At 54.4% G+C, this 2,412-nt stretch carries 3 protein-coding genes; all 3 read left to right on the top strand.

Going from position 1 to position 2,412, the window contains the following annotated elements:
* Positions 1-733, top strand: a 733-nt coding sequence (locus tag FBQ85_29265; protein MDL1879221.1) for a TatD family deoxyribonuclease, incomplete at its 5' end; no start/stop codon positions are given.
* Positions 734-746: 13 nt separating this feature from the next.
* Complete coding sequence (gene rsmA / locus FBQ85_29260) at positions 747-1,556, top strand: ribosomal RNA small subunit methyltransferase A (GenBank protein MDL1879220.1); 810 nt, start codon at positions 747-749, stop codon at positions 1,554-1,556.
* A gap of 315 nt (positions 1,557-1,871) precedes the next feature.
* Positions 1,872-2,412 (top strand): shikimate dehydrogenase (locus FBQ85_29255; protein MDL1879219.1); only part of this gene is annotated, 541 nt, incomplete at its 3' end.

The following is a 2,412-nucleotide window of genomic DNA, read 5'->3' as shown; positions in this document are numbered from 1 at the left end:
CAATCACTTTGACGAGGATCGCGAGGCCGTGATTCAACGCGCGCTTGAGGCGGGTGTGGAAAAAATCATCGTGGTCTCGACGGATCTTGCTTCCAGCCGGCAAAGTGTGGCCTTGGCGGAGAAACATGCAGGCATTTATGCCGCCGTGGGATTTCATCCGACGGATTGCGGCGCTGCCACTGACGATGATTTTGCTGAAATCGCGCGTCTGGCGCAGCATCCGAAAGTCGTGGCCATCGGCGAAATCGGAATGGATTTTTATTGGAAGAATGTGCCGGCGGAAGTGCAGCAACGCGCATTCGTGCGGCAACTGCGTCTCGCGCAGGAAATCGGCAAACCCGTGATCATTCACAATCGCGAAGCCGGTGAGGCCATCCTGCAAACGTTGCGTGAGAATGATATTCGCAAACTCGAAGGCGTGTTTCATTGCTTCTCGGAAAGCATTGCGTATGCACGGCAAGTGTTGGATCTGGGCTGCCATATTTCTTTCACTGGAAACGTGACCTATAAAAAATCGACGTTACCGGAAGTCGCAGCCTTCGTGCCGTTAGAACGCCTGCTGCTGGAAACCGATTGCCCGTTCATGACACCCGCGCCGCATCGCGGCAAGCGTAACGAGCCGGCCTTCACGGTTCACATTGCCGAGAAGCTGGCGGAAATCAAGCAAGTCTCTTTTGATGATGTTTGTCAACGCACGACGCAGAATGCGATTGCCTTGTTCAAGCTGGCGTGAATAGCCTATCACGATGAACCTGCCTGCCGACTTCCTGCCCAAACGTTCGCTCGGACAGAACTTTCTCATCGACGATAATGTCGCACAAAAAATTGTGCGGGCGATTGCCCCGCAACCGGCGGACGTTTTTGTTGAGATCGGACCGGGGTTGGGCGCTTTGACGAAACACATTGTCCCGCTGGGCTGCCGTTATTTTGCCGTCGAGATCGATGAACGCCTGCTGCCGGGGCTGCAAGCACAATTCGGCGGCTATCCCAATTTTCAATTGTTGCATGCCGACTTTCGCCGAGTTGATTTACAAAAACTCGTGTCCGGCGCCGGCCTCCGGCTCATCGGCAACATTCCCTATCACATCACCAGTCACATCGTGTTCACGGCGTTTGCGCAACGCGGTTTGATCCGCGATGTGACGCTCACCGTGCAAAAGGAAGTGGCGGAGCGCATTGTGGCGCAACCCGGCAGCAAAACCTACGGCATTCTCTCGGTTGTTTGCCAAACCTTTGCGCATGCCGAGCTGCTCTTTACGCTTTCCGAACACGTATTCCGGCCCAAGCCGGAAATCGATTCTGCCGTGATTCAGTGGAAGATGCAACCGCCGCCGCTGCCGATTCGCGATGAAAATTTTTATCTCGAAGTGGTGAAAACCGCTTTCGGACAACGGCGCAAAACCTTGCGGCGCAGCCTGCACAAACTTGCCTTGCAACGCGGCATTGCCTTGCCTGAGGTTATCGACCTGCAGCGCCGTCCGGAAACGCTGACGATTGCGGAAATGATTTTGCTGGCAAACAGCCTGGTGCAAGCCCGGGCAGATGGTCCAGCCTGAACCTCCCCGCCTGCTCATCTTTTGAAGAGAATGTTCCGGCAACGGCTTGGCCGTTGCATTTCAAGTCGATGAATTGCATGGCGCATCCTCATTGAGGGACCTTGACGAAATCGGGATTACCCTGTTACTTGTCCCCACCGCTTCTTGTCATCCCAATGGGACCTGTGAAACGCTGGGTACGGTGCCGAGTACTTCACATGATTCCTTCTGAATGACGGCTCCGTGGTTATTTTGAAATGAAAAAATCTACTGGCAACACAAACGCTGTCTACAACCGTTGCAAGCATCGTTAGTAAAAAATTGGAGATCAACCAAATGTCCGTGAGGGAAAAAGCATCATCACCCGTTCAACGCCTGGCCGTGATCGGCGACCCAATATCTCACTCGCTTTCACCTCTCATGCAAAATTTCTTGATCGCGCATTTTGATTTGCCGTTTCAATACGAAGCGTTGCGCGTTTCTGTGAATGAATTGCCCGCGGTGATTGCGCGGCTGCGGCGCGGCGAGTTCGCCGGCGTGAATGTCACGATTCCACACAAGCAGGCGATTATACCGTTGCTGGATGATTTGGAGGAGGGGGCGCAGCGCATGGGCGCCGTGAATACCGTGATCAGCTCCAACGGCGTACTGTTGGGTCACAACACCGATGTTATTGGCTTTCAGCGCACGCTGGAATCCGCCGGAATTAACGTTGCACAGGAAGAAGTATTGGTGCTGGGGGCGGGCGGGGCAGCCGCCGCAGTTTTGTTCAGCTTGCTCGAAATGGGCGCCGGCATGATTTACATCAGTAATCGTGATCGCGTTCGGGCAGAGCGCCTGCGCAAAACTTTTTCCGAAGAGGATCAAGAGCGCGTGC

The organism is Cytophagia bacterium CHB2 (assembly GCA_030263535.1).
Classification (GTDB): domain Bacteria; phylum Zhuqueibacterota; class Zhuqueibacteria; order Zhuqueibacterales; family Zhuqueibacteraceae; genus Coneutiohabitans.
The sequence above is the reverse complement of the archived record's forward strand: the minus strand, read 5'-3'. Positions and strand labels throughout refer to the sequence as shown.

What these genes read in the sequence shown, in the direction of transcription:
- rsmA (MDL1879220.1), top strand. Translation starts at nt 747, where the DNA reads ATGAACCTGCCTGCCGACTTCCTGCCCAAACGTTCGCTCGGACAGAAC.